The sequence below is a fragment of the Sphingopyxis sp. GW821-FHT12F08 genome, from assembly GCF_058806755.1.
The window spans coordinates 231,806-252,758 of record NZ_JBXAQA010000005.1; the positions used below are offsets into that span (position 1 = coordinate 231,806).

General features: G+C 69.3%; 16 protein-coding genes. 6 read left to right on the forward strand and 10 right to left on the reverse strand.

Annotated features, from left to right (window positions below; genetic code table 11):
* Nucleotides 1–52: 52 nt before the first annotated feature.
* The 3 genes from AC1RNQ_RS15165 to AC1RNQ_RS15175 are packed head-to-tail and all read right to left on the reverse strand — an operon-like array spanning nucleotide 53 to nucleotide 2,435.
* Nucleotides 53–907, reverse strand: coding sequence for a sulfotransferase domain-containing protein (locus tag AC1RNQ_RS15165; protein ID WP_493172290.1), 855 nt, complete (start codon nucleotides 905–907; stop codon nucleotides 53–55).
* An 8-nt stretch (nucleotides 908–915) separates the two neighbouring features.
* Nucleotides 916–1,842, reverse strand: a complete 927-nt coding sequence (locus tag AC1RNQ_RS15170) for a hypothetical protein (RefSeq protein WP_493172292.1) — start codon at nucleotides 1,840–1,842, stop codon at nucleotides 916–918.
* Complete coding sequence (locus AC1RNQ_RS15175) at nucleotides 1,839–2,435, reverse strand: aspartyl/asparaginyl beta-hydroxylase domain-containing protein (protein ID WP_493172294.1); 597 nt, start codon at nucleotides 2,433–2,435, stop codon at nucleotides 1,839–1,841. Before AC1RNQ_RS15175 ends, AC1RNQ_RS15170 begins: the two co-directional genes overlap by 4 nt.
* A gap of 273 nt (nucleotides 2,436–2,708) precedes the next feature.
* Here AC1RNQ_RS15175 and AC1RNQ_RS15180 point away from each other — a divergent pair, with 273 nt between their 5' ends.
* The 4 genes from AC1RNQ_RS15180 to AC1RNQ_RS15195 are packed head-to-tail and all read left to right on the forward strand — an operon-like array spanning nucleotide 2,709 to nucleotide 7,384.
* Nucleotides 2,709–3,932: a cupin domain-containing protein gene (locus AC1RNQ_RS15180; protein ID WP_493172296.1), complete on the forward strand. Its 1,224-nt coding sequence runs from the start codon at nucleotides 2,709–2,711 to the stop codon at nucleotides 3,930–3,932.
* Entirely contained in the window at nucleotides 3,929–4,417 is a 489-nt protein-coding gene (locus AC1RNQ_RS15185) for a lasso peptide biosynthesis B2 protein (protein WP_493172298.1), read from the forward strand. The genes AC1RNQ_RS15180 and AC1RNQ_RS15185 overlap by 4 nt, the downstream gene beginning before the upstream one ends.
* Entirely contained in the window at nucleotides 4,410–6,152 is a 1,743-nt protein-coding gene (locus AC1RNQ_RS15190) for an ABC transporter ATP-binding protein (protein ID WP_493172299.1), read from the forward strand. The genes AC1RNQ_RS15185 and AC1RNQ_RS15190 overlap by 8 nt, the downstream gene beginning before the upstream one ends.
* Nucleotides 6,149–7,384: a nucleotidyltransferase domain-containing protein gene (locus AC1RNQ_RS15195; protein WP_493172301.1), complete on the forward strand. Its 1,236-nt coding sequence runs from the start codon at nucleotides 6,149–6,151 to the stop codon at nucleotides 7,382–7,384. The genes AC1RNQ_RS15190 and AC1RNQ_RS15195 overlap by 4 nt, the downstream gene beginning before the upstream one ends.
* Here the strand turns inward: AC1RNQ_RS15195 and AC1RNQ_RS15200 are convergent.
* From AC1RNQ_RS15200 to AC1RNQ_RS15220, 5 genes are all read right to left on the reverse strand, one after another.
* The gene (locus tag AC1RNQ_RS15200; protein ID WP_493172303.1) at nucleotides 7,381–8,370 is read right to left on the reverse strand and encodes a DUF2891 domain-containing protein; all 990 of its coding nucleotides are present in this window, start codon (nucleotides 8,368–8,370) and stop codon (nucleotides 7,381–7,383) included. The two genes, AC1RNQ_RS15195 and AC1RNQ_RS15200, sit on opposite strands and share 4 nt — an antisense overlap.
* Before the next feature lie 118 nt (nucleotides 8,371–8,488).
* Entirely contained in the window at nucleotides 8,489–9,427 is a 939-nt protein-coding gene (locus tag AC1RNQ_RS15205) for a DUF979 domain-containing protein (RefSeq protein WP_493172305.1), read from the reverse strand.
* Entirely contained in the window at nucleotides 9,424–10,098 is a 675-nt protein-coding gene (locus tag AC1RNQ_RS15210; RefSeq protein ID WP_493172307.1) for a DUF969 domain-containing protein, read from the reverse strand. Before AC1RNQ_RS15210 ends, AC1RNQ_RS15205 begins: the two co-directional genes overlap by 4 nt.
* 337 nt (nucleotides 10,099–10,435) lie before the next feature.
* On the reverse strand, nucleotides 10,436–14,134 hold the full coding sequence (locus AC1RNQ_RS15215) for a hydantoinase B/oxoprolinase family protein (protein ID WP_493172309.1): 3,699 nt from the start codon (nucleotides 14,132–14,134) through the stop codon (nucleotides 10,436–10,438).
* Complete coding sequence (locus AC1RNQ_RS15220; RefSeq protein WP_493172311.1) at nucleotides 14,121–15,770, reverse strand: CHASE domain-containing protein; 1,650 nt, start codon at nucleotides 15,768–15,770, stop codon at nucleotides 14,121–14,123. The genes AC1RNQ_RS15215 and AC1RNQ_RS15220 overlap by 14 nt, the downstream gene beginning before the upstream one ends.
* Nucleotides 15,771–15,929: 159 nt before the next feature.
* Here AC1RNQ_RS15220 and AC1RNQ_RS15225 point away from each other — a divergent pair, with 159 nt between their 5' ends.
* Both AC1RNQ_RS15225 and AC1RNQ_RS15230 read left to right on the forward strand, forming a co-directional pair.
* Complete coding sequence (locus AC1RNQ_RS15225; protein ID WP_493172312.1) at nucleotides 15,930–16,577, forward strand: glutathione S-transferase family protein; 648 nt, start codon at nucleotides 15,930–15,932, stop codon at nucleotides 16,575–16,577.
* Nucleotides 16,577–17,152 carry an SRPBCC family protein gene (locus AC1RNQ_RS15230; protein ID WP_493172314.1) on the forward strand — a complete coding sequence of 192 codons (576 nt, stop codon included), beginning with the start codon at nucleotides 16,577–16,579 and terminating at the stop codon, nucleotides 17,150–17,152. Before AC1RNQ_RS15225 ends, AC1RNQ_RS15230 begins: the two co-directional genes overlap by 1 nt.
* A gap of 433 nt (nucleotides 17,153–17,585) precedes the next feature.
* On the opposite strand, the gene AC1RNQ_RS15235 is transcribed toward AC1RNQ_RS15230, so the two are convergent.
* Together AC1RNQ_RS15235 and AC1RNQ_RS15240 are read right to left on the reverse strand one after the other, a co-directional pair.
* Complete coding sequence (locus AC1RNQ_RS15235; protein WP_493172316.1) at nucleotides 17,586–18,557, reverse strand: magnesium and cobalt transport protein CorA; 972 nt, start codon at nucleotides 18,555–18,557, stop codon at nucleotides 17,586–17,588.
* 10 nt (nucleotides 18,558–18,567) lie between these two features.
* Nucleotides 18,568–20,907, reverse strand: a complete 2,340-nt coding sequence (locus AC1RNQ_RS15240; protein ID WP_493172318.1) for a GH92 family glycosyl hydrolase — start codon at nucleotides 20,905–20,907, stop codon at nucleotides 18,568–18,570.
* Nucleotides 20,908–20,953: the final 46 nt, after the last annotated feature.

Sequence of the window (20,953 nt, forward strand, 5' to 3'; positions counted from 1 at the left end):
TCCCCCCAAATCTCTACCCCGACGCCGCGATAGCGAGCGGGGACATGGGGCGTCAAGCGATTGAAGCGGGCAGATAATCGAGCGCCGCCATCTGGTCATGATGATCGGTGACGATGCGCACCACCTGCGCTTTGCTGAGCGCGGAGGACCATTCGCCGGCGCGGCCGCTGCGGAAGAAGGTCGGCATGTTGGCGGGCTTTTCGGAAAAACCCTCGGCCGCCTCGCGTGCCTGGAGGCTTTCGAGGCTGCTTGCACGGGCCGCGGCGGCGATGGCTTCGGGGGGGGTGTCGATCCCGGCGGCCGCGGCGACGCGCGCCAGCGCGGCGGCGGGATCGGCGAGCATGTCCTCGTAGCGGATGAGGCAGACGGGGATCGCCTGCTGCCGCGTCCAGCTGGCGACATGATCGCTCCAGCTGCCGAGATGGACGGGCAGGAAATCGCTGATCCGGTCGGGCCAGACGTTGAGCGTCGCGTGCGCGTCGGCCATGCGCGCGATCGTGGCGTCGAGGTCCTGCTGGCTGTGGTGCGCAAAGGAGAGCGCGACGTCGAGCGGGTTGCGCACGATGTAGATCGCGGCGCGGCTGGCGTCCGCCGGAAACAGCGCGGTGCCGTCGGCGCTCAGCGCATATTGGTCGTGCGTCTTGACGAAGAAGGGCGCCGCCGCCTCGGCCGCCATCTGGCGGTGGAGCAGGGCGCGATAGGGGAGGAGCTCGGCGGGCGTCATCTCGGCCGAGGAGATGGCGCAGGCGTCGTCGAGCGCATGGCGGTCGCCGCCGACGATCCCGCCCGCGAGCGCGTTGACGCTGAAATCCTCGCCCGGCGCGTGGAGCAGATGGGTGAGCATCACGCGCAACCAGGTGTTGCCCGACTTGGGATAGGAGGCGAGCCAGACGAGCGAGCGGGGCACCGCGCGCGTCACGCCGCCGGTTCGAGCGCGGGGTCGATGCCGAAATGATCGATCACCGCCGCCGCCATCGACGCGGGGGTCGCGCCCAGCATCGGGCGGCCGATCGCGACCATGTCGACCGACCGGGCGAGGCGGACGACCGCGTCGAAACCCCAGCGCTGGAGTCCGAGGCCGCGCAGGAAATTCTTGCGATGGACATAGCGCGCGAGCGCCTCGACACGGTTCGCCATCGCGACCGGGCGCGAGGTGATCGCGGGGCCATTATGTCCCTGGAGCAGCACGACCGCGCGCACCGGCATCGGATCGGCGCGAAAGCGGTCGACGCCGACATAATATTTCTCGATATCCTCGCGCACCTGGACCTTGTCGTCCCCGTCCCTGCCGAGCAGCGACAGGCTGTCGGTCCACAGTCGCATCGCCGGAAAGGCGGGGATCGCGGTCGCGCCGCCGGCATCGACGGTCACCCCGGTGACATCGTCGGCGAGCATCGTGCAGCCCGCCGCCATCAGCCCGCCGAGCAGCGTCGACTTGCCCGCGCCCGAGCGCCCGATGACGAGGATCGCGCCGGTGTCGCTGGCGATCGAGCAGGCGTGCATCGGCACGATGCCGCGCTGCATCAGCAGCGCCGACATGCCGGTGCCGAGGATGATCGAGACGAGCGCGGCGTCGGTCGCGCCGGCCTCGCGCTCGACGGTGATCGTGGCGCCATTTGCGATGAGCAGCCGGCAGATGCCAAAGGCATGGAACAGGATTTCGCCAGGCTCGGCGCGCCAGTTGCGAAAATGCAGCGCGTCGCCGAGCCGGTCGGCGGGGATGGGGGCGATGCGGATCTCGGCATCGACCGGCGCGGCGGGATCGCCGGGGAGCAGGTGCGGTAGCGCGAGGTCCGAGCGCAGGTTGAACCCGTAATGCGAATAATAATGGCCCGCCGTCATTTCGCGGGTGCGGTCTCGGCGGCGGCGCTTTCGGTGGCGGCGCGGTCGAAGACTTCGAAGATGAAATGGATGCGGTCGGCGTCGCCCTCGTTCAAGCCGCCGTGCGGGGCGATATTGTTGACCTCCCACGCATGGCCATAGCCGAGATGATGGCGATTGGGGCCGCAGAGGAAATAGGCCCCCGGATTGGTGATCAGCGGGACGTGGATCTTGTGCGTGCGCAGGTTCGACCCCGCGCCGTCGCGGTGGAGGTCGATCTTCTGCCCCGCCTCGAGCCGTGCGAGCATCGCCTTCGGAAAGGCTGGGTCGGCGAAGCCATAGGGGACGATCGCGGCGTCCATCACCGGCTGGAGCAGTCCGCGCCAGACGTACCAGGCGGGATTCTCGTAATGATCTTCGGGGTCGCGGTTGCCTGGCGTGAAGCGGAAGACGATGTGGCGGGTGTGGTGGAAAACCTCGAAATCATTTTCCTTCAGCGCGTCTTCCTGCCCCCAGGTGCGGTCCGAAATCGCGATGACGCGGTCGCGCAGCGCCGACGCGTCGACCGGCCCGAGGTCGCGGACATTGGCGGGTTTGGTGACGATCACGGCCATGGGCGCCTTATTGGCGGGTGCGGGCTGGGGCGGCAAGGGGGAAGTGGGGGAGGACATAGCGATCCTCCCCCAGAGGGGGAGGGGGACCACCCGGAGGGTGGTGGAGGGGCACGTGCAGTCTAACGCAGCGGTGGCCTCCTGTGCCCCTCCACCATGCTTCGCATGGTCCCCCTCCCCGTTCCGGGGAGGATCGGCAACTCACCCCACGCGCATTGAACCGCCGCGCGGCGCTGGCTAAGGAAGGGCGGAGCGGCGTTGCCAGGGGAGACGGGTGTGGCGGAACGGGATCAGGGACGGCCCAGCCGCGAGGCGGGAGCGCCGGCGCTGGCCGAGCTGGTCGCGCCGCTGTCGGCCCCCGATTTCCTGGCGCAATGCTGGAACCGCGACTTTCGCGCCTGGCCGGGGCAGGCGGGGCGCTTTGCCGCGCTGATCGGCTGGGACGAGATCAACCATATATTGACGACGCAGCGGCTGGAGCCGCCGCGGCTGATGCTGGTCAAGGGCGGCAAGAATGTCGCAACCGAGCGCTTTATCCATGTGTCGGGCAACAACCGGCGGATCGACGCGGGCGCGGTGACCGCGCAGCTGGCGCAGGGCGCGACTTTGGTGCTGAGCTTCGTCGACGAGATGGTGCCGCGGATCGGCGTGCTCGCCGACCGGCTGGGCGGCGAACTCGGCGCGCGCTGCAACATCAACCTCTATGCCGGATGGCGCGCCGACAACGGCTTCGACCTGCATTGGGACCGCCACGACGTCTTCATCCTGCAGGTCGCCGGGCGCAAGCATTGGCGTGTCCATCGCCCGACGCGCGACCATGCCGCGCGCGGCGAGGAAGCGCCGCTGCTGCCCAAGGACGATGTGCCGGTGTTCGACGGCATCCTCGAGGAAGGCGCGATCCTCTATATCCCGCGCGGCTGGTGGCACGTCGCGACCCCGGTCGAGGAGCCGAGCCTGCACCTGACGGTCGCGCTCGCGCCGCCGTCGGGGCAGGATTATCTGCGCTGGCTGGTCGGCAAGGCGCTGGCCGACCCCCGCTTCCGCGCCGACTGGCCGGTCGCGGCGGGCGCGGCGGCAACCACCCAATATTGGCACGAGCTGGGCGCGGCGATGCAGGTGCTGCACGCGGCGCATCCGCCCGCGGCCTTCCTGGCCGAGCAGCAGGCCGAGCGCGTCGCGCGGCCGCGCTTCACTTTGCCCGAATTTGCGGCGGGCACGCTGCCGCGGCTAAGCGACGACAGCCGGCTGCGGCTGGCGAGCGCGCGGGCGCTGGCGCCGGTGCACGACCCGGCGAGCGGCGATTTCGGGCTGTGGGTCGGCGAGCGCTTCCTGGCGTGCAGCGACGCGGTGGGCGCGGTGCTCGGCCGGCTGTCGAGCGGCAGCGACACAGACTTTGCGGCGCTTGCGGCGGGGCTGGACGGGGCGGTGCGGCGCGAGCTGGCGGCCTATGTCGTGCGGCTCGCCGCGGCGGGCGCGATCTTCGTCGACCTGGACGCATGACCGGGCGGATCGCCCTCGCGCGGCGCAAGCTCGTCAGCGCGTGGCGGCTCGGCGGGCGGCGGGTGCTGCTCGTCGCCGAGGCGAGCCTGTTGCTGCTCGCGGCGCGGATCGCTGTGGCGATGCTGCCGTTCCGGCACGTCGCGCGCTGGCTGGGGACGCCGGTATCGCCGGCGGCGCTGCCGCCGCCCGCGCCGCGCGAGCGCCCCGACGACGCGGCGACGCTGGTAAGCTGGGCGGTGCGCTTCGCGGTCGGGCGGCTGCCGGTCGAAACGGTGTGCCTGCCGCAGGCGATGGCGGCGCGCACGATGCTGAAGCGGCGCGGGATCGCCGCGACGCTGCACCTTGGCGTGTGGCGCGACCATGCGGCGGCGGTGCAGGCCGATCCCGACACGCCGCCGGCGCATGCCTGGCTCGACGCATCGGGGCAAAGGATCACCGGCTATCCGGTCGACCCGGCGCTGGTCGAGGTCGCGGCCTTTGTCTGACCCCGCGCCCCCGGTCGAGCCCGTAGCGCTGCTGAAGACCATGCTGGCGTCGGCGGACCGCGGGCGGCTCACCGTCGTCCTGCTCCTGATGATCGCGGCGGCGCTGACCGAGGGGGTCGGCATCATGATGCTGGTGCCGATGCTGGCGCTGGTCGATGCCGGGGTCGACGGCGGCGGCGCGGCGGTGCCGGGGCGGCTGGGCGAGATATTGGGCGGGATCGCGGGCGGGGTGACGCTGGGGCAGGTCGTGCTGATCTTCCTCGCACTGCTCGTGATGCGCGCGTGGATCAAGCATGTGCAGACGATGAAGGCGCTTGAGCTGCAACATGCGATGGTCGACCGGATGCGCGAGGCGATCTTCGCCGGGCTGGTGTCGGCCGAATGGCGCTGGCTGGCGAGCCGGCGCGCGTCGGATCATGCGAGCCTGCTGATCACCGACATCGGGCGCATCGGCGGCGCATTCCAGCAATTGCTGACGCTGGCGGCGACCCTGTTCACCGTCGCCGCCTATCTGGCCGCGGCCTATCTGCTGTCGTGGCAGGTCGCGCTGGTCGCGACGCTGGGCGGGGCGCTGATCCTCTTCGGCTTTGCCGGGCACCGCCGCCATGCGGTGCGGCTGGGCCGCGCGCTGAGCGGCGCGAACAAGGCGCTGCAGGCCGAGGTCGCCGAGGGGTTCGACGGGGTGCGGATCACCAAGATGCTCGGCGGCGAGGTGCGGCAGCGCGCGCGCTTCGCGGATGTGCTGCGGTCGCTCAGGACGCGGCAGGTCGACCATGCCGCGAGCGCGAGCCACGGGCGGACGGTGCTGCAGCTCGGCGGGGGGGCGCTGCTCGCGGCGCTGGTCTATGTCGGGCTGGGGGTGCTGGCGCTGCCGCTCGCCGCGCTGCTGCCGATATTGCTGGTCTTCGCGCGGCTGGTGCCGATGCTGGGGGTGGTGCAGCAGAGCTGGCACAGCTGGCTGCATTCGGCCGCGGCGATGGCCGAGAGCGAGGCGCTGCGGCGCGCGACCGAAAGCGTCGCCGAGATGCCGGCGCCCGACGGCGCGGCGCCGATCGGGCTGGCGCGCGCGGTGACGCTGACCGGGGTCGGTTTCACTTATATGGGGCGCGAGGGGGCGGCGCTCCACGATATCGACCTCACGCTGCCGGCGCGGACGACAACCGCGATCGTCGGGCCGTCGGGGGCGGGCAAGAGCAGCCTGGCCGATATATTGATGGGGCTGCTGTCGCCCGATGCGGGCGAGATGCGCGTCGACGATGTCGTGATTGCCGGCGCGGCGCGGCAATTGTGGCGGCGCTCGGTCGCCTATGTCCAGCAGCAACCCTTCCTGCTCGGGGGCAGCATCCGCGACAATCTGCTCTGGGCCGCGCCCGACGCGGGCGAGGCCGAGCTGCGCGCGGCGCTCGAAAAGGCATCGGCCGATTTCGTCTTCGCGCTTCCGCAGGGGCTGGGCACGCCGGTCGGCGACCGCGGGCAGCAATTGTCCGGCGGTGAGAGGCAGCGCATCGCGCTGGCGCGGGCATTGCTGCTGTCGCCCGAGCTCTTGGTACTCGACGAGGCGACGAGCGCGCTCGACCCCGCGAACGAGGCAGCGATCCGCCGCGCGATCGCCGGGCTGCACGGACAGGTGACGCTGGTGATCATCGGGCATCGCCAGACGATGCTCGACCTTGCCGACCAGCAGGTAGCGATCGAGGACGGGCGGATCGTCCGCCATGTCGAGGCGGCCGAATGACGGGGCGGGCGGCGCTCGCGCGGCTGTTGCTCGACATGCTCGCCGACGCGCGCGCCGCCGACCGCGCGGTGCTCGCGGCGCTGTCCGAGGCGGAGTGGGAAACGATAGCCGGCATGGCGAAGCAGTATCGGCTGGCGCCGCTGCTGCACGACCAGCTGCAGCGGCGCGGGGCCGACTGGCCGGTGCCCGCAGCGCTGAGGGCGCGTTGGGCGCGGGGGTGGCGCGCGGCGAGCGAGCGGTCGCTGGCGGTGCAGCAGGCGCTGATCGCGGTAGCGGCGCTCGCCGACCGCGAGGGGCTGGCCTATGCGGCGCTCAAGGGGGCCTGGCTCGCCTGGCATGCCTATCCGAATCCCGCGCTGCGGCCGATGCGCGACGTCGACCTGCTGCTGGGCGAAGCCGATGCGCTGCGGCTCTACGCCGCGATGGAAGCGGCGGGGGCGGTGCCGGGGCCGGTGTCACACACGCCGATCGACTATGCGCTGATCCATCACAAGCATCTGCCGCCGCTGCACTGGGGGCCGCAGAAGATCGCGTTCGAGCTGCACTGGCGGCTGTCGAACCCGGGCGATGGCAAGGATCGGGCGGAGATGGCTGCGGTGACCGAGGGGCTGCTCGCGCGGCGGGTGGGGGCGGCGCTGGGGCCGGCGGAGATCGCCTATCTCGACCCCACCGATTTGCTGCTGCACCTCGTCGTGCACGCGGCATACGGGCGCCAGCCCTTCGACATCGGGCCGCAGGTGCTGACCGACCTCGCGCGCGCGATCGACGCGGCGGCGATCGACTGGCCGCGCTTCTGGGATAAGGCCGAGCGGGCAGGCCGGGCGGGCGGGGCGCGGCTGCTGTTCGCGCTGGTCGCCAAATATATGGGCAAACGCGACACCGGAGACCCGGCGCTGGCGGCAGTGCCCGCGCGGCTGGTCGCGGCGGCCGAGGCGCTGTTGCTGCAGGACGCCGACCGGCGCGCCGAACGCGGCTTTGCGACGCGCATGGCCGAGACCGGGCGCAAGCGCGGCAAGCTGGCGCTGGCGCTGGCGCGGGCTTTTCCGCCGCGCCATATCGTCGCGCATTATGCCGGGGTGCCGGTGGGCAGCTGGCGCGTGTGGCCCGCTTATCCCGCGCGGATGGCGGGCCATGCGTGGCGCTGGGTGCGGCAGCGCGGCGACCCGGCGCTCGACGCCGAGGTCGCCGATGCGCGTGCGATGCGCGCGTGGCTGGGGACGGACGAAGCCTAGAGCCCGTCGAGCGCGAGCAAGGCGAAGCTCGCGAGCCAATGTTCGCCCATATAGTCGCCGGTGACGTGCGGGAGCGCGGCGCCCAAGTGGCGCTGCGCGGCGGCTTCGGCGACCGGCGCGACGGGGTGCGCAGGGCCGAGCGCCGAAGCGATGGCGCGCCAGCACCAGGCGCGGCTGAGGTTCAGGCCGTCGAGATGCGCGATCTTGCCGTCGCTGCGGTCGGAGACGGTGGCGGGGGTGAAGAGGGTCGCAGGCTGTTCCTGCGCGGCGCGGGGGAGGAAGGCGTCGAACCAGGTGGTGAAATCATCGCCGAGGATGGCCGCCATCAAATGCGCTTCGGTGAGCGCCGAGGAGAGGAATTCGTCGCCGCCGGGCTCCCACGCCTGACAGTCGCGGTCGTCGGCGAACCAGTCGCGGGCGCGGGTGTCGATCAGCATGACCAGCGCGGGATCGCGCGCGTCGGCCCAGTGGCGCGCGAGGAGGAGTGCGAAAGCGATGTTGAAATGGGTGCCGACGCGCAAGGGATAGGTGAGCTTGGGCAGGAAGGCGTGGAAGCGTTGCGCAAAGGCGGCGGCGAGCGGTTCGAGCGCCGCGGCCCAAGGGGCGTTGTGGCTTGTCGCCTCGGCGTGGAGCGCGAGCAGCCAGGCCCAGCCATAGGGGCGCTCGAAGGCGGCCGAATAGGGGCGCGAGAGGAAGGCCAGTTCGCCCGTTATCTTTTCGGGGACGAGCATGACGTCGGCGCGGGCGCGGATCTCGGCGGCGACGGGGAGGTCGGGGAAGCGGCGCGCGAGGCGCAGGATCTGCCACCAGCCGTGGACGCAGCTGTGCCAGTCGAAGCTGCCGTGGAAGATCGGATGATGGTCGCGCGGCGGCTTCGCGTCCTCGGCACCGTTCATCACGAGGTCCATCTTGTACGGATATTCGCGGCCGAGGTGCGACAGCGTGGCGGCCGCGAAGCGCGTGGCGCGGTCGGGGGTGAGGGTCATCTGCCTTCCCCTAACCATTCGTGCTGAGCTTGTCGAAGCACCGTCCTTCTCCTTGCGGCGTCAAAAAGAAAGAACGACCCTTCGACAAGCTCAGGGCGAACGGGATCTGGGGAGGGCGCTAAAAGGCGAAGAGCCAGATGAAGACGATATTCACCGCCAGCAGCGGCAGCGCGGTCCCGATCTGCGCCTTGATCACGCCATAGGGATTTTTGAGCTCGAGCAGCGCGGCGGGGACAAGGTTGAAGTTCGCCGCCATCGGGGTCATCAGCGTGCCGCAAAAGCCCGCGAGCATGCCGATCGCCGCGACGACCGCGGGATCGCCGCCGTGCTGCTTGATGAGCAAGGGCATGCCGACCGCGGCCAGCATCACCGGGAAGGCGGCGAAGGCGTTGCCCATCACCATGGTGAAGAGCGCCATGCCGAGCCCGAAGGCGAGCACCGCGCCGAACAGGCTGTTCTGCGGGATGGCGGTACCGATGAGGTCGCCGACGACATTGCCGACGCCGGCGAGCGCAAAGACCGCGCCGAGGCTGGCGAGCATCTGCGGCAGGATCGCGGCCCAGCCGACCGAATCGAGCAGGCGGCGGCCCTGTTGCAGCGGGAGCAGGGGGGGCGGCTTGAACCGCGCCATGCCGACGGCGAGCGCGATCAGCACGCCGATCGCGAGCGAGATGAGCGTCGCCTGCTTGGGGTCGGCGAGGCCGGGAATTTCCTTGAAGAGAAAGGTCCCGATGAGCGCGACCACGGGGATGATGAGTGCGACGAGGAGGAGGAAATTGCCGTATTTCCCGGCGCGTGTCGCCTGCACCTCGGCGGGAACCTCGCCGCCGGGCGCGCGGCCGATCTGGCCGGCGCCGGCAATCGCGACGAGCGCGAGGACGAGCACGCCATTGCCGAAATCGCCGAGATAATCGCCAAGGATCATCGAAGCCGCCAGCAGGCCCCAGAAGGCGGCGTTGCCGAAGCGCTTCGGGTTGCTGCGGTCATAGAGGCCGAGCAGCGCGAAGAGCGCGAACGTAAGGCCCGCCAGGATATAGACATGGCCGAGGGTGATCATGCGCCGCGCTCCCCGGATGCGCGCATCCTTTTGTCGAGGCGCCAGAGGCGGAAAGCGTGGATCAGGAAGGCGGCGATCGCGGTCGGGATCGCCCAGAGCGAGAAATGCAGCGGCTCGATCTGGTAGCCATGGCCTTCCAGCACGCCTTTCATGAGGAGGATCGAGCCGATGGCGAGGAAGATGTCCTCGCCGAAGAAGAGGCCGATATTGTCGGTCGCGGCCGAATAGGCCTTCACTTCCTCGCGCTGGTCGTCGGCGAGCGCCGCGTTCTGGGCCTCGGCGGCGGCTTCGGCCATGGGAGCGACCAGGGGGCGGACGGTCTGGGCATGGCCTGCGACCGAGGTAAGGCCGGCCGCCGACGTCGCCTGGCGGAGGAGCAGATAGCCCGTCAGCAGGCGACCGAGGGTCGCGCCCTTCATACGGCCGATGATATTGCGGGCATGCTGTTGCAGGCCATAGGCCTCGAGCAGGCCGATGACGGGGAGGACGATCCAGATGATCGAGACATAGCGCGTGTCGTTGAACGCCTTGCCGAACGCTGCGACGATCGCGGCGATGTCGAGCCCCGCGGCGAGCCCGGTCGCTAGCGCCGAGGCCATGATCACGAGCAGCGGATTGAAGCGGAGCAGGAAGCCCGCGATGATGATGAGGATGCCGATCAGGACGAGCATCAGCTGCGCGCCTGCGAGGTGGGTGATTTTAAAGGTTCACGCGGAGGCGCGGAGGCGCGGAGAAGGAAGAAAGAGGAAAAAGGAGGATTCGCGCAGAGGCGCAGAGGGAGAAGGGTTTCGCGCAAAGACGCAAAGACACGAAGAAAGCAGCTCGAGCCGCCAGGCCCCCTGTTCTTTTGACCACGCGTTCCGGCGCAACGTCGAAGGAGAAAGCCGCTTCGCAGCTGCCACCGCTTCTTCGTGTCTTTGCGTCTTTGCGCGAACAAAATCTCGGCGAACTGTGCGCCGCTGCGCGAACCAGGTCCTCCGCGTCTCCGCGTCTCCGCGTGAACCATTTTCATTCGCCCGCGCTCCCCGCTTTCCCATAGCCCCCGCCGCCCGGCGTTTCGATCACGAAGGCGTCGCCCGCGGCAAGCTCGGCGCTGCCGGTCGCAGCGAGCATCTCGATCGAGCCGTCGGCACGCTCGACCCAGTTGCGTCCCGGCGCGCCGTCGCCGCCGCCCGCGAGGCCCGCGGGCGCGACCTTGCGGCGGTTCGCGAGGATGTTCGCGGCCATGGCTTCGCGGAAGCGGATGCGGCGGATGGCGCCGTCGCCGCCATGCCAGCGACCGTCGCCGCCCGAACCCTTGCGGATCGAAAATTCCTCGACGATCACCGGGAAGCGGGTTTCCATGACCTCGGGATCGGTCATCCGGCTGTTGGTCATATGCGTCTGGATCACGCTGGTGCCGTCGAAGCCGGGCCCGGCGCCCGAGCCGCCGGCGATCGTCTCATAATATTGGTGCGCGTCGCCCCCGAAGGTGAAATTGTTCATCGTCCCCTGCGCACCCGCCATCGCGCCGAAGGCGATGAACAGCGCGTCGGTGATGACCTGGCTGGTCTCGACATTGCCCGCGACGACCGCGGCGGGATAGCGCGGGCTGAGCATCGAATCGTCGGGCACGATCAGCGTGACGGGGGCGAGGCAGCCTTCGTTCATCGGGATCGGATCGTCGAGCATCGTGCGCAGGACATAGAGCACCGCGGCGCGGACGACCGGCGCTGGGGCGTTGAAATTGTCGGGCAGCGTTGCCGAGGAGCCGGTGAAGTCGATGGTGACGTGGCGGGCTTCGCGATCGACCTTCACCGCCACCGCGACCTTGGCGCCATTGTCCATCGCATAATGGAACCGGCCGTCGTCGAGGCGGGCGATGAGCTGGCGGACCGCGGCTTCGGCCTGGCGCTGGCCGTGCGTCATATAGGCGACGACGGTCTGGACGCCGTGCGCGGCGCTGAGGTCGGCGAGCGCGCTCGCGCCGCGCTGGCAGGCGGCGACCTGGGCTTTCAGGTCGGCGATGTTGAGCGCGGGGTTGCGCGCCGGCCAGTCGCCGGCGGTGAGATGCGCGCGGACGGCATCGTCGAGGAAATTTCCGTCGTCGACGATCAATACATTGTCGAACAGGATGCCTTCGTCGGCGATGCTCTTGCTGTCGGGGGGCATCGACCCGGGGGCGATGCCGCCGAGGTCGGCGTGGTGGCCGCGCGCGGCGACGAAGAAGCTGGGCGTGTCGCCGTTCACGAAGACCGGCATGATCACGGTGATGTCGGGCAAGTGGGTGCCGCCGTCGTACGGCGCGTTGAGCGCATAGGCATCGCCGCGCCGGATGCCGCGGCCGTCGCTGGTCCTTTGGCGAAGGATGGTGCGCACGCTCTCGCCCATCGAGCCGAGATGGACGGGCATGTGGGGGGCGTTGGCGACGAGGCTGCCGCTGCCGTCGAAGAGCGCGCACGAGAAATCGAGCCGCTCGCGGATGTTGATCGACGAGGCGCTGTGCTGGAGCGCGCCGCCCATTTCCTCGGCGATCGCCATGAACAGGCTGTTGAAGATTTCGAGGCGGATGGGGTCGGGTTGCTGGACTTCGCCCTCCCCTTCAGGGGAGGGCAGCGAGACTTGGTCCGGCAAAGCCGGGCCTAGTCGCAGCGGGTGGGGGCCAGCGGCCTTGCGCGAGGTTTCGGGCCCCCACCCCAACCCCTCCCCTGAAGGGGAGGGGCTTTTCTGGAGCCGCAACGTCCCCTCATGCTCGACCCTCGCGTTCCAGCCCGGCTCGATCACCGTGGTCGAGAGCGCGTCGATGATGATCGCGGGGCCGGCGATGCTGCGGCCGGGGGCGAGCGCGCTGCGCTGGTAGAGCGGGACGTCGTGCTGTGCACCGGCGAGCCAGGCGGTGACGGTCTCGGGCGCGGTCTCGGCCGTCGCCGCGGGCGGCGGTAGCGTCGCGGGGGCATCGCCCGTCTCGGTCAGTTCGACGCGGATGCGGTCGACGACGAGATTGTCGTGCGGGGCATAGCCGAAGCGCTGGCGGAAGGCGGCGGCAAAGGCCCGGGCGACCTCTTGCGGCGGCGCGAGCGGGAGTTCGATCGCATTGTCGCTGTCGGCGAGGCGGACGAAGAGCAGGGTTTCGCGGGCGGTCCCGGCGCGCCCGGCGAGGTCGGCGCGCGCCTGGTCCGACAGTTCGGCTTCGGTGGCGGCGAGGACGGCGGCGCAATCGTCGTCCAGTTTGAGCGCCAGCGTGCGCTCGCGGATCGCCGAGGGCTTGGCGAGGCCCATGCCATAGGCCGAGAGCACGCCGGCGAGCGGATGGAGCAGGATTTCGTCGACGCCGAGCGCGTCGGCGACGAGGCAGACATGCTGCCCCGCCGCGCCGCCGAAGCCGACAAGGCTGTAGCCCTGCGTGACGTCGTGGCCGCGCGCGATGGTGATGCGTTTGATCGCGTTCGCCATCTGCTGGACCGCGATGGCGAGCAGGCCTTCGGCGAGCGCTTCGGGCGCGAGGCCGACGTCTTTGACCATCGCGGCGAACTTTTGCACGACGACATCGCGACCCAGCGGCTGGTCGCCTTTCGGGCCGAAGAGCTTGGGAAAATGATCGGGCTGGATCTTGCCGAGCAGGACGTTGCAGTCGGTGACGGTGAGCGGTCCGCCGCGGCCATAGGCGGCGGGGCCGGGGTTCGCGCCCGCGCTTTCGGGGCCGACGAGCAGCCGCGCGCCATCCCAGCGGCAGATCGAGCCGCCCCCCGCCGCCACGGTGTGGATGCGCAGCATCGGGGCGCGGATGCGGGTGCCCGCGACGATGGTTTCGTTATCGCGCTCGAGGCGCCCCGCATAATGGCTGACGTCGGTCGAGGTGCCGCCCATGTCGAAGCCGATCAGCCGGTCCTTGCCGAGCGGTGCGGCGCTGCCGACCATGCCGACGATCCCGCCCGCGGGCCCCGAGAGGATGGCATCGCGGCCGTGGAAGGCGGCGGCGGCGGCGAGGCCGCCCGAGCTTTTCATGAACTGCGGGGCCGCACCCCCACCCGGTCCGGTGCCGAGCTGCGCGACGAACTGGTCGACATAATGATGCAGGACGGGCGAGAGATAGGCGTCGGCGAGCGTCGTGTCGCCGCGACCGACGAGCTTGATCAGCGCGCTGACGTCGTGGCTGGTCGAAATCTGGGTGAAGCCGAGGTCGCGGGCGATTTCGGCGAGGCGCTGCTCGTGCGCCGGGTAGCGATAGCCGTGCATCAGCACGGTCGCGATGCTCGAAAGGCCGTTGTCGCGCGCAGCTTGCAGCGCAGCGCGCGCCTGTTCCTCGTCGAGCGGGGTCAGCACTTCGCCGTCGGGTCCGACGCGCTCGACGATCTCGGCGACTTCGGCGTGCGGCGGGCGCGTGCGGTCGAGTTTGCGCGCGAACAGGTCGGGGCGGTCCTGATAGCCGATCGTCAGCGCGTCGCCGAAACCGCGCGTGATCGCGAGCAAGGTCGGCTGTCCCTTGCGTTCGAGCAGCGCGTTGGTCGCGACGGTGCTGCCCATGCGGATCGCGAGCGGCGGCAGCGCCCCCGCTTTGGCGCCGGTGAGGTCGCGGATCGCATTGACCGCAGCGTCGCCCGGGCGCGCGGGGTCTTCGCTGAGATATTTGGCCGTGACGACGCGGCCGTCGGGGGATCGCGCGACGACATCGGTAAAGGTGCCGCCGCGGTCGATCCAGATCTGCCAGATGGGGTCAGGCCCCGACATCGCGATCGGGCCAGCGGATGGTGATGGTGAGGCCATGATCGGTCGCGGCGCGCAACCAGCTGCCCTTGAGCTGGCGCTCGATCAGCGTGCGGATGAACTGGGTGCCGAAGCTTTCGCCCTCGATGGTGGGCGTTTCGGGCAGGTTGTTCTCGGTCCAGCTCAGCTCGATGTCGTCGCCGACGCGGCGCCAGCCGACCTTGAGGTCGCCCTTGTCCGCGAGCGCGCCATATTTGATGCTGTTGGTGACGAGTTCGTGCACCGCGAGCGAGATCGCCTGCGCAGCTTCGTCGTCGAGGCGGACATCGGGGCCGACGACATCGTTGGAGCTGCGGCCGGTGGTCTCGAGTTCGCGGCGGATGATCCGGCCGAGGTCGAAGATATCGACCGCGCCCGTGACGAGCATCTGCTTGGCGTCGGACAGCGCGCGCATGCGGCCGTCGAATTTGGTTTCGAACTCCGCGAGATCGGCCGACTCGCGGAGGGTGATGCGCGCGAGCGCGCCGATGCGCGCGAAGGCGTTCTTCATCCGGTGCGCCATCTCGCCGATCATCAGCTCGCGGTCTTCGGCGTGGCGCGCCTGTTCGTCGGCGAGCGCCTGCGCCACATCGAGACGGCGATGCTGGAGGCGGTGGATCTGCATCGCGAGCAGCGCGAGCGCGACGCCGAAGAGGAAGATGCCGAGCGGGCGGCCGAGCCGGTCGAGGAAGCGGCCATAGGAGATGCGGATCGTCCATTGGCGGTCGGCGACGCGCAACTTCTGTTCATGCGCGTCCCAGCCGAGCGTGCCGTGGTGGAAGACGAGCGGCGCCGACGGCCCCTCGCCCGCGCGCACCTCGACCCCGTCGATCGAATTCAATTGCTCGCCGAGGATCGCGCGCATCATGTCGTCGGTACGGAACGGCGCGTAGATGAAGGCCTCGACCGGGCGCTGGCCGGGCAGTGTGGCGATGACCGGGGCGTCGCTTTCCGAAGGCGGGCGGCCGGGGGGCAGCATGGGCGCCTCGATCGGGCGCCGCGCATAGACGGGGACATAGATGAGGAAACCCGGCTGCTTGACCGCGGCGGCGCGTTCCTGCGCGAGGTGGACGATGCCGCTCGCGGCGGGGCGTCCGGTCTGCCAGGCGCGGCGCATCGCCTCGCGCCGCGTCCTTTCGCTGTACATGTCGAAGCCGAGCGCGACGTTGCGGCGCGGGGTATAGGGCTCGACGAGGACGACCGCGAAGCCGACCTTCTGGCTGCTCGCCCTCGGCCAGACCCTGATGTCGCGGCCGTAGTTGGCGCGCAATTGCGCCTCTGCCGTCGACGGATCGTCGCGGCGCATCGCGGCGGCGATGCCGACCCCCTCCATGCCCGGGGCATTCTCCTGCGGCCTGAGCGCGGCGAGATAGGAGCGGATGCCGGGGCCGCTCGCGGCGGTATCCGACTGGTACATCGCGCGCACGCCCTCGAGCACCCCGACATGGTCGCGCAGCCGCGTGTTCATCTGCAGCGCGATGCGCGCCGCCTGATCGGCCTCCTGCGACTGGTTGTAGAGGAAGCTGCCCGCCGCCCCGGCGAGCGCGGCGGCGACGATCACGAAGCCGATCACGCGCACCGAGAGCGCCATCAGCCGATCTGCCCAAGCGGAGCCCAACATCATGCTTTCCTGCGGTGCAATTGCCGTGGATGGCGCCCCTCGCCGAGGACTCTCACATGCGGCGGCGGGCATGGCAAGCGCTATATATCAGGCCGTTGGCGCCTTGCGATCCGCCGCCGCCTGTCCCACTATGGCGGCGAAACAAGTCGGGAGCGGGATATGATCGTCTATGGTTCGCTGGTGTCGCCTTTCGTGCGCAAATTGCTCGCCTATCTGGGCGAGAAGGGGCTCGATTTCGAGCTGAAGGGGGTCGGCATCGGCGATCCCGACCCGGGGTTCCGCGCCGCCTCGCCGCTCGGCAAGATGCCGGCGATGAACGACGACGGCTTCATGCTCGCCGATTCGAGCGCGATCATCCAGTATCTGGAGGCCAAATATCCCGCGCCCGCGCTGATCCCCGCCGACCCGCAGGCGCGCGGGCGCGTGATCTGGTGGGAGGAGTTCGGCGACACGGTGTTCGCGGCCTGCAGCGGCAAGATGTTCTTCAACCGCATCGTCGCGCCGAAATTCCTCGGGCGCGAGGGTGACCTCGCCGCGGCGGCGCTCGCCGAGAGCGAGGAACTGCCCAAGCTGCTCGATTATCTCGAAAGTGCGATCCCGGCGTCGGGCTTCCTCGTCGGCGACCGGCTGACGCTCGCTGACCTCGCGGTGGCGTCGCCGCTGATGAACTTTCGCCACTGCGGCGCGTGCGTCGACCCCGCGACGCACCCGAAGGTCGCGGCGTGGAGCGCGGCGATATTGGCGCGGCCGAGCTTTGCGCCGTGGGTCGAAAAGGAAGAGCGGATGATGGCGAAGCTGCTCGCCTGATGCGCCTTCTGCTCCTCGGGCTGGCGGCGGCGCTTTCGGTCGCGATGCCGACGGCGGCGCAGGCCGACAAGGTGACGGTCGCCAAGACGGTCGAGGCCGATGCGACGACGACGATGGTGCATGAGGTGCTGGTCGATGCTCGTCCGGCGGATGTATGGACCGCGATCTCGACCGCCGAGGGCTGGATGACATGGGCGGTGCCGGTCGCGCGGATCGTCGATCGTGACCCCGACCTGATCGAGAGCAGCTACGATCCCGCGGCCAAGCCCGGCGGTCCCGACACGATCCAGCAGCGCTTCGGCGAGCGGGTCGCGGGCAAGCGGCTGGCGTTTCGGACGGTCAAGGCGCCCGCGGGTTTTCCGCACTGGGACGACTATCAGAAGGTGACGAGCGTCTTCGAGATCGAGCCGGCGGGCCAGCAGACACGCGTGCGGCTGACCTCGCGCGGCTATCCCGGCAGCGACGGCGGGCGCGCGCTGGTCGGCTTTTTCGAGGGCGGCAACGCCATGGCGCTCGGCAATCTGCGCCAGCGCTTCGTGGGCGGGCCGATCGACTGGGCGGCGGCGCGGCGCTGAGCCCGTGCGCACGCGGGCGAGCATCTGCGCGCGCAAGCTGCGCTATGCCTCGGTGGAGGAGGCGATCGCGGCGGCGCGGGAAAGCGGGCTGGTGCTGCGGGCGTATCGATGCGACCGCTGCGGGCGGTTTCATTTGACGAGCCGGACCAAAGGGAAACGGGTGCCCAAGGTGGATGGGTGATTTGGGTGGGGTGGCGATTGGTTACGGGCGTTAGAAGACGTTGCAAGCCCCTCCTCTTCAGAGGAGGGGGTACGAGACTTACGAACTTGTTCGTTAGTCGCAGCGGGGTGGTGCTTCGGGCCGGCGTGCTCCTTCGGCCACCACCCCGTTCGACTAAAGGCCCGGCTACGCCGGACCAAGTCTCACTGCCCCTCCTCTGAAGAGGAGGGGTTGAGCAGCGGCAGCTCCCCGCCCCGAACCATCCTCAACCGGTCAAAGCCACCCGATATGCTTGAAGCGCCAGAACAGGAAACCTGAGCCGCCAAAGATCAACGTCAACGCAAGCGGATAGCCGAAGGTCCAGCCGAGTTCAGGCATGAACTCGAAATTCATGCCGTAAATGCCCGCGATCGCGGTCGGCAACGCGAGGATTGCGGCCCAGGCGGCGAGCTGGCGGGTGATCACGCCCTGGCGCTGCTGTTCGAGCAGCGAATTGGTCTCGACGACCGAGGCGGTGATTTCGCGGAGGCCCGACAGGCGGAATTCGGCGCGCTGCACATGGTCCCAGATGTCGCGGAAATAGGGGCGCACCGCCTCGTCGATCCACGGCAGGTCCTCGGCATGGACGAGCCGCCAGGCGATCTCCTTCATCAGCCCGACGATGCGCTGGAAACGGATGATCTCGTGTCGCTGGCCATAAAGGTGGCGGATTTCCTGCGCGTCGAGCGGGGTGTCCATCACGCTTTCCTCGACGAGCAGCAGCCGGTCCTCGATCGCGTCGATCACCGGGAAATAGCCGTCGACGATGAAATCGAGGATCGCATAGAGGACATAGTCGGGGCCGTGCGACAGCTTTGCGGGCAGGGTTTCGAGCCGCGCGCGGACATCGGTGTGCGCGCGCGCCGAGCCGTGGCGGACGCTGACGATGAAGTGGCGGCCGACGAAGATCGCGGTCTCGCCCGACTGGATCGTGTCGCCCTCGCGGTTGCCCGTCGCGGCGATGACGAACAACTGGTCGCCATAGACCTCGACCTTGGGCAGCTGCTTTGCCTTGAGCGCGTCCTCGACCGCGAGCGGGTGGAGGCCGAAGCGCTTGGCGATGCCAGCGAGCTCGTCGGGGGTCGGCTCATAGAGGCCGAGCCAGTAGAAATCGCCCTCGTCGCAATCCTCGGGAATGATGTCGTCGGGCCCGAGGTCGCGGACGAGCTTGCCATGATTATAATGGCGGGCGGCCATGATCGGCATCGGCGCTCTCCTATTGGCCCGTGGTCGACATCGAATAGGGCCGCGCGCCGGGCCATTTGCCCCAATCGGCGTCGGGCGTCGACTGCATCGTGAAGCGCAGCGTCCCGCCGCGGCGGATTTCTTCGTCGCCAATCCAGCTGCGGCTCAGCACTTTGCCGTTGAGTTCGACCTTGCCGACATAGGGGTTGGCGTCCGAGAGGCCGATTGTTTCGACGACGAAGCGCTTGCCGCCGGGCAGGTTCAGCACCGCGCGGTCGACGAAGGGGCGACCGATGACATATTGGTTCGACGCGGGCGCGACGGGGTAGAAGCCGAGGCCGGTGAAGAGCAGCCACGCCGACATCTGGCCGAGGTCGTCGTTGCCCGACAGCCCGTCGGGGGCGGGCTTGTACTGGCTGCCCATGATCTGCTTCAGCCGCTCCTGCGTACGCCAGGGGGCTCCCGCATAATTATAGAGATAGGCGACATGGTGGCTCGGCTCGTTGCCGTGGATATATTGGCCGATCAACCCCGCGATATCCTCGGCGTGGCTATAGTCGAGCTTCGAGACGTCGTAATCGAACATCGCGTCGAGCTTCGCCACCGCCTTGGCGTCGCCGCCGAGGATGCGGAAGAGCGCCGCCTGATCCTGCGGCACGAACCACGAATATTGCCAGGCATTGCCCTCGGTATAGTCCGAACCATAGTTGATCGCGGTGGGATCGAAGGGGGTGCGGAAGCTGCCGTCGGCCTTGCGCGCCCGCAGCCAGCCGGTCTTCGCATCGAAACTGTTCCGCCAATAGCCGGCGCGTTTATAGAAGCGGTCCGCGATATCCTTGCGGCCCATCTTCTCGGCCATGCGCGCGATGGTCCAGTCGTCATAGGCATATTCGACGGTCTTCGACGCCGCCTCGGGCTCGCGGTCGATCGGCACATAGCCGCGCGTCATATAGTCGCCGAGCCCGCCATAGGGGGCATATTCGGCGCTCGCGACCATCGCGTCCAAAGCTTCGTTCGCATCGAAATCGCCCACGCCCTTCATATAAGCGTCGGCGATCACCGGGACGGCGTGATAGCCGATCATCGTCCACGTCTCGCGCCCGTGGAACTGCCAGACGGGGAGGATGCCGTGCGGGCTGTGGCGGCGGCTGGCGACGAGCGATTTGACGATGTCGCTGTTGACCTGCTCGGGCTGGACGAGGGTGAGCAGCGGGTGCTGCGCGCGGAAAGTGTCCCACAGCGAAAAGGTCGAGCGGAAGGTGAAATCCTTCGCGACATGGACCGCGTCGTCGGGGCCGCGGTAGCGGCCGTCGACGTCGCTCCACACGCTGGGCGCGAGCAGGCTGTGGTAGAGCGCGGTGGTGAGGTTGGTGCGCATCGGCGCGGGCGCCTCGATCTCGAGCGCGCCGAGCGCGGTGCGCCAGGCGTCCTCGGTGCGCGTGCGGACGGCGTCGAAGCTGGCGCCTTCGGCGTCCAGATTGGCGGTCGCGCCCGCCTCGTCGACCCCGGAGAGCGCCACCCGGACCTCAAGCGGCCCGCTCAGCTTGCCGAAATCGAAGCGCGCCTCGAGCGCCTTGCCGAGCTTTTCCGCGAGCGCGTCGCTGCCGCATCCCGGACCCTGGAACCCCTTGTACGCGATCGCCGCGTCGCGATCGAGGAAGGCGTGGCCCGCGAGCGGCGCCGAGAAGCGCATCGCGAAGAAGAGCTTGCGCCCGGCCGCCCAGCCGCGCGTCTCGCGAAAGCCGGTGATCGTGCCGTCGGCGTGGCGGCGGAGCCCCGACCAGAGGATCTTGCCTGGATAGTCGTAGAGCGACGAGCGCAGGTCGAGGAGGAGATGTGCTTCCTGTCCGGCCGGGAAGGTGTAGCGATGGATGCCGACGCGCGTGCCCGCAGTGAGTTCCGCGCGGATGCCGCTGTCCGCAAGCGTGACGGCATAATAGCCGGGGCTGGCGCGCTCGCTGTCGTGGCTGAAGCGCTGGCGGTAACCCGTGCCGGGTCCCTTGGGATCGCCGGGGTCGAGCTGGACGTTAGCAATTGGGCCCACCTGCGGCATGACAAGGACATCGCCGAGGTCCGAATGGCCGGCGCCCGAGAAATGCGTGTGGCTGAACCCCTGGATCGTGCTGTCGTGATAGGAATAGCCCGCGGCATGGTCGTAGCAGTCGCGGATGCGGCACGTCGCGTCGGTGTCGGGCGACAGCTGGACCATGCCGAAGGGCGCGGTCGCGCCGGGGAAGGTATGCCCCTCGGGTCCGGTGCCGATCATCGGGTCGACGTAGGTGAGGACGTCGGGCGCAGGTTCCTCTGCGGCGCTCTGCAACGACAGCGGCGAGAGCAGGAGCGCGGCGGCGGCGAAGGGCAGGCGTTTCATGGCGACGCTTGTGCCGTGAAGTGGCGCGCCCGCCAACCGCGAATTG

Bases quoted from the DNA above. Each gene is read 5' to 3' on its own strand.
- AC1RNQ_RS15170 (WP_493172292.1), bottom strand. From the start codon at position 1,842: ATGACGGCGGGCCATTATTATTCGCATTACGGGTTCAACCTGCGCTCG.
- AC1RNQ_RS15175 (WP_493172294.1), bottom strand. From the start codon at position 2,435: ATGGCCGTGATCGTCACCAAACCCGCCAATGTCCGCGACCTCGGGCCG.
- AC1RNQ_RS15185 (WP_493172298.1), top strand. From the start codon at position 3,929: ATGACCGGGCGGATCGCCCTCGCGCGGCGCAAGCTCGTCAGCGCGTGG.
- AC1RNQ_RS15195 (WP_493172301.1), top strand. From the start codon at position 6,149: ATGACGGGGCGGGCGGCGCTCGCGCGGCTGTTGCTCGACATGCTCGCC.
- AC1RNQ_RS15200 (WP_493172303.1), bottom strand. From the start codon at position 8,370: ATGACCCTCACCCCCGACCGCGCCACGCGCTTCGCGGCCGCCACGCTG.
- AC1RNQ_RS15205 (WP_493172305.1), bottom strand. From the start codon at position 9,427: ATGATCACCCTCGGCCATGTCTATATCCTGGCGGGCCTTACGTTCGCG.
- AC1RNQ_RS15210 (WP_493172307.1), bottom strand. From the start codon at position 10,098: ATGCTCGTCCTGATCGGCATCCTCATCATCATCGCGGGCTTCCTGCTC.
- AC1RNQ_RS15215 (WP_493172309.1), bottom strand. From the start codon at position 14,134: ATGTCGGGGCCTGACCCCATCTGGCAGATCTGGATCGACCGCGGCGGC.
- AC1RNQ_RS15220 (WP_493172311.1), bottom strand. From the start codon at position 15,770: ATGTTGGGCTCCGCTTGGGCAGATCGGCTGATGGCGCTCTCGGTGCGC.
- AC1RNQ_RS15225 (WP_493172312.1), top strand. From the start codon at position 15,930: ATGATCGTCTATGGTTCGCTGGTGTCGCCTTTCGTGCGCAAATTGCTC.
- AC1RNQ_RS15230 (WP_493172314.1), top strand. From the start codon at position 16,577: ATGCGCCTTCTGCTCCTCGGGCTGGCGGCGGCGCTTTCGGTCGCGATG.
- AC1RNQ_RS15235 (WP_493172316.1), bottom strand. From the start codon at position 18,557: ATGCCGATCATGGCCGCCCGCCATTATAATCATGGCAAGCTCGTCCGC.
- AC1RNQ_RS15240 (WP_493172318.1), bottom strand. From the start codon at position 20,907: ATGAAACGCCTGCCCTTCGCCGCCGCCGCGCTCCTGCTCTCGCCGCTG.